Raw genomic sequence first — 3,860 nt, 5'->3', positions numbered from 1 at the left:
TTCGCAGCCTGAATTGTAATACCAATGAGGGATCAATTCACTTCTAACTAATTGATTTTTCTTATTTATTCAGCTTTTTGTCCTGTACATAGATGAATGATTTATCAAAGTACAACGTCAACACCCCTTCAGAAGTGACGGTGTGGAAAGATCCTGTCACCGTTGAGCCCCCACTTATTGTGTTACCAACAGATAAGTTCACAATGATGGATGCGGCAGAATATCGGGCTGTGGTGCCAAACGCGTTATCTCAAGAGTGCCAAGAGTTGTATTCAAATGTTGTTGGAAAAAGTTTTGTACTTAATACGCCTGATTTTCCTGATTTTACCGATGCTATTGAAGCAAGTATTCGTAACCCTAATGGGTGGTGCTACAAAAAACTTGAGGAAAAAAAGAGCGAGTTTGGCGGTGAGGGAGACATCAAAGCAACTTACCTAAGAATTACATTAGGTGTAAACCAAGGCTGGAGTCCAGGCATTCCATATGTCCTAGAAATTTGGCCTGCAGGGCATTACTCTCCCATTCATAACCATGCAGGTGCCAATGCGATTATTCGTGTATTACATGGTGAAATAGGCGTTAACCTCTATTCAATGCTGTCTATTTATCATAAGCAACCATTCGCACAAAAAATCTTGGTGAAAGATGATGTAACATGGATATCACCTGGGTTGAATCAAATCCATCAATTGAAGAACATCAATGAGAATGGCCCTACCTGTATGACAATACAGTGTTATCTTTATAATCAAAGTAATAGAAGTCATTATGAGTATTTTGATTATATTGATAACGAAGGTACAGGTATTGGGCATTATTACCCAGACAGTGATATGGAGTTTCCTGAGTTCAAAGCGTTAATGCGTTCAGAGTGGTTGGGCAATGTAAGACCAAAAGAATGGTGGCGTTAATTCTGCACATAACACTCCGCCCTTCGAGGGCGGATGGCTGTTTAATAAACGTTCCACGCGGAAGATAATACAGTTAGTGCGTATCTTCTGTAGTTGCCAGCATGTGACGACCTAATTATCTAAGACAAAATCACTCGCTACTTACGGCCATCCATTTTTAGTGCATTAACTAACTCATCCGATATCACATGTAGTTTCATTTGCTTGATATTGGCGATGGCGTTTTTCACCTTCTGTTTCTGATGATCCTCGTTGATTCACGAGCCAGTCTATTAGGTCCATATACATCGCAACAAGGAGAGGGTTGCTGCTGCCCAGCAAATTGATATCAATGGTCAACCAAGTGGTGGCCCAAAAGGAAGACAAGTACACCAAAGCTCAACTAGCGATTACTTGGCTATTAAAGAAAAAGCAATTTGCAGGGTTAAATAAAAATAAGCAGCTAGCCATGCGTGAAATGGCTAAGAAAGTCGCTAGAGGGGCGGAGTAGTCCACCTTTTCTTACTTTTAACTGTTTGCTCTTTAGATTCAGGAAATTCACTTACTCTTGGTGAAGCTTTTTTACCCTTAATTATTTCATTGGCCTCTTTGACACTGGCCAGAAGCTCATCAAAAAGCTTTTTATCCATATTCTTACCACCTTAGAAGAACAAAGCAGGGCTAATACCAAAGCGCTCGCTAAGTGCAATTATATGCCGCTTCGTAAGGCTTCTCTCACCTTTTGAGGACTTTTGAATCAATCCCAGTTCATCTTTAGCTTCTTATGGTGCTCAGCACAATCCTTTAGATAAAGATTGATAAGGTTTTGATAAGGAATACCATTTTCCTCAGACAGCTCTTTGAAGTAATCAATAACATCCTCATCTAGCCGGATAGTTATTTGCTTCTTAAGCTGCTTGGCGTAAGGGTTTGGTACTGAGTTTGAAAAATCGTAATTATCACGCATAACGGAACCTATCATACTGTTTCTGCTCATGTTTATTTGCTCTTCGCGCAGATATCAATCGTATTTCATGGTCATCAGCTCGGTAGCAGTGGCATACCACGAGAGTTTTGAAGTGGTTGCTCATGCCTAGCAGAATAAAGCGCTCCTCATCTTCTGAATGGTCAGGGTCGGCTATTAATCTCGCATAATCATCAAAGAAAACAGTCTTGGCTTCATCAAAGGATACGCCATGTTTACTTTGATTGATGAGGTTTTTGCGCTCATCCCAAGTAAAGTTATATGCACTCATAATTACATTGTAGTTATAAAATAATTATAGTCAAGCTTATGGCTTTATACTCCCGTTCACATTGGGCTCAAGCTTTCGATAATAGATGTTCCACAAAATGTTCCACGCGGAACATTAAGTTTTATAGCACTCTCTATTTAGTTCCTTAAGCACTTTAAGCCAATCATCGTATGTACCCATTAAATAAAAGCGCCTCAACAGCTTGTTTTTGAATCTCTGAAATTTCTGGTTTTTCGCTCTATTTTTCAAAATGCTTGAGATTAGCCACTCTTGATTAAATGCCACCCACTCTCCACCTGGTGGGGTGGAAGTGCATTGATATGACAAACAGGGGCCACATCATACAGATAGAACTCAGTAAGTTGTTCTTCACTGAAAGCAGTCTCTGCTAGCCTACGTACTATGAACTTAATGTCAGATCTTTTCAGCTCTGTATCTAAGAAAAGGTCAGATATTGCAATCCAAGCAGTATATAGCTCATCTGTTTTCAATATTTCAGCGCCTATTGAACCTTGAGCAACCATAGTGAAAAACATCAGTCTTACTCAATTGAACATCAAAAAATAGCATAAAAACTCATTAAGACTGCGTAAATACCAAAACCTATCCAGAATTTAGATGCCAAATCGACGGTACGTGGATTCTCCTCACGTGTATAGGTCTTGGTTTTCCTGATCCCAAAGCTTTTTGTTGAAAACTGTACTTTTCCTGTGTAATGGATATATGCCCCATAACAAATAAAGCAAATGCCCAAAAAAAATAATGTAATTCCACCCATTCTCAAGCCTATTAATACTTCAGTAATTCACTAACACTCTATTATAGTGACAAAGGCTTTTTTCACAGTGAACCAGCTTCTAGCTATGGTGCAAAGTGATTCACGCAGAGCAACACATCGAAGTGTTACAATGCCAGCGAAATGACGACTAAGGATGACGAATGCAAAAGTTAATCGCTACCATAGCAATAACTTTTATTGCCACAACAGCGGCAGCAGCCTCTAAGCAAAATGAAATTAACAACCCTAAAGATGTATGTTTTGTTGAGGTCTGCGAAAAAATAGCCAGCGCTCAAGAAATGCCAAAAGCAACTAGTAATGATCGTGCTTACTTGGAAGTTGGAAACTTTGATCTTTCTTTTAAACTGTTCAAGAAGCCAGCCCAACTATTAACATCAAGTGGTGTCACGGTTGGAAAGTATAGCCAGAACGAAGCTGTCGCCTATTTCACTTCAGATGATGTAGAAAAAGCCCGAGAAGGTTTGGAGTATGCTTTCACAACACCTGTTTCAAAAGCAAAGAAAGGTGATAAAAATATTACAGCGGCTTACAATCAAAAAGCTCAGTTTGTGCAATGAAAGCATCCGTAATTTTATGCTTGTACTTAACAAAGTCCTGGTCACCAGAAAGAACAGCTAACAGCGTCCCAATTCGCTCTTGGTCTTGAGGTGTTGGCATAAATATCCTTAATCCCATCAACAAGCCTAAAACAGCCCGCATATTAGCACTTCCTTTTAAATACGACGGTGAGCTAAAGCACATGTAAGTGATTAAGATTGCTACAGCCCTTGTATTACTTGGCTTACATTAAGATTTTGCGTCATTTTTCATTGTATTAGTTTATTCTCACTTAGTAATACGTATTACCGTTTTTGATAATATACTACTGTTGCCACCCAAAAATAGCCGATAACAGAAGTTACCGGAAGTTTTTTC

The 3,860-nt window shown here is 39.2% G+C and carries 9 protein-coding genes; 3 read left to right on the top strand and 6 right to left on the bottom strand.

Going from position 1 to position 3,860, the window contains the following annotated elements; genetic code table 11:
• Positions 1-92: 92 nt before the first annotated feature.
• The gene (locus tag F607_RS31860) at positions 93-911 is read left to right on the top strand and encodes a cysteine dioxygenase (protein WP_051311831.1); all 819 of its coding nucleotides are present in this window, start codon (positions 93-95) and stop codon (positions 909-911) included.
• 304 nt (positions 912-1,215) lie between these two features.
• Positions 1,216-1,401, top strand: coding sequence for a hypothetical protein (locus tag F607_RS34425; protein ID WP_157365603.1), 186 nt, complete (start codon positions 1,216-1,218; stop codon positions 1,399-1,401).
• Here the strand turns inward: F607_RS34425 and F607_RS34420 are convergent.
• The 5 genes from F607_RS34420 to F607_RS36260 form a co-directional block, all read right to left on the bottom strand.
• Positions 1,385-1,540: a hypothetical protein gene (locus F607_RS34420; RefSeq protein WP_157365602.1), complete on the bottom strand. Its 156-nt coding sequence runs from the start codon at positions 1,538-1,540 to the stop codon at positions 1,385-1,387. The genes F607_RS34425 and F607_RS34420 overlap by 17 nt on opposite strands.
• Before the next feature lie 107 nt (positions 1,541-1,647).
• The gene (locus tag F607_RS0125345) at positions 1,648-1,857 is read right to left on the bottom strand and encodes a BrnA antitoxin family protein (protein WP_027710257.1); all 210 of its coding nucleotides are present in this window, start codon (positions 1,855-1,857) and stop codon (positions 1,648-1,650) included.
• Complete coding sequence (locus tag F607_RS0125340) at positions 1,850-2,146, bottom strand: BrnT family toxin (RefSeq protein WP_027710256.1); 297 nt, start codon at positions 2,144-2,146, stop codon at positions 1,850-1,852. Before F607_RS0125340 ends, F607_RS0125345 begins: the two co-directional genes overlap by 8 nt.
• Positions 2,147-2,260: 114 nt before the next feature.
• Entirely contained in the window at positions 2,261-2,473 is a 213-nt protein-coding gene (locus F607_RS36265; protein ID WP_420864450.1) for a DUF7079 family protein, read from the bottom strand.
• Complete coding sequence (locus F607_RS36260; RefSeq protein ID WP_027710255.1) at positions 2,407-2,670, bottom strand: DUF7079 family protein; 264 nt, start codon at positions 2,668-2,670, stop codon at positions 2,407-2,409. The genes F607_RS36265 and F607_RS36260 overlap by 67 nt, the downstream gene beginning before the upstream one ends.
• A gap of 415 nt (positions 2,671-3,085) precedes the next feature.
• On the opposite strand from F607_RS36260, the gene F607_RS0125325 reads away from it, so the two are divergent.
• Positions 3,086-3,502, top strand: coding sequence for a hypothetical protein (locus F607_RS0125325; protein WP_027710253.1), 417 nt, complete (start codon positions 3,086-3,088; stop codon positions 3,500-3,502).
• On the opposite strand, the gene F607_RS34415 is transcribed toward F607_RS0125325, so the two are convergent.
• On the bottom strand, positions 3,462-3,644 hold the full coding sequence (locus F607_RS34415; RefSeq protein WP_157365601.1) for a hypothetical protein: 183 nt from the start codon (positions 3,642-3,644) through the stop codon (positions 3,462-3,464). The two genes, F607_RS0125325 and F607_RS34415, sit on opposite strands and share 41 nt — an antisense overlap.
• Positions 3,645-3,860 lie beyond the last annotated feature (216 nt).

It is taken from the genome of Zooshikella ganghwensis DSM 15267 (assembly GCF_000428585.1).
Taxonomy (GTDB): domain Bacteria; phylum Pseudomonadota; class Gammaproteobacteria; order Pseudomonadales; family Zooshikellaceae; genus Zooshikella; species Zooshikella ganghwensis.
The sequence above is the reverse complement of the archived record's forward strand: the minus strand, read 5'-3'. Positions and strand labels throughout refer to the sequence as shown.

Excerpts from the sequence above, each read along its gene's own strand:
- F607_RS31860 (WP_051311831.1), top strand. The coding sequence starts at position 93 with ATGAATGATTTATCAAAGTACAACGTCAACACCCCTTCAGAAGTGACG.
- F607_RS34420 (WP_157365602.1), bottom strand. The coding sequence starts at position 1,540 with ATGGATAAAAAGCTTTTTGATGAGCTTCTGGCCAGTGTCAAAGAGGCC.
- F607_RS0125345 (WP_027710257.1), bottom strand. The coding sequence starts at position 1,857 with ATGCGTGATAATTACGATTTTTCAAACTCAGTACCAAACCCTTACGCC.
- F607_RS0125340 (WP_027710256.1), bottom strand. The coding sequence starts at position 2,146 with ATGAGTGCATATAACTTTACTTGGGATGAGCGCAAAAACCTCATCAAT.
- F607_RS36260 (WP_027710255.1), bottom strand. The coding sequence starts at position 2,670 with ATGGTTGCTCAAGGTTCAATAGGCGCTGAAATATTGAAAACAGATGAG.
- F607_RS0125325 (WP_027710253.1), top strand. The coding sequence starts at position 3,086 with ATGCAAAAGTTAATCGCTACCATAGCAATAACTTTTATTGCCACAACA.
- F607_RS34415 (WP_157365601.1), bottom strand. The coding sequence starts at position 3,644 with ATGCGGGCTGTTTTAGGCTTGTTGATGGGATTAAGGATATTTATGCCA.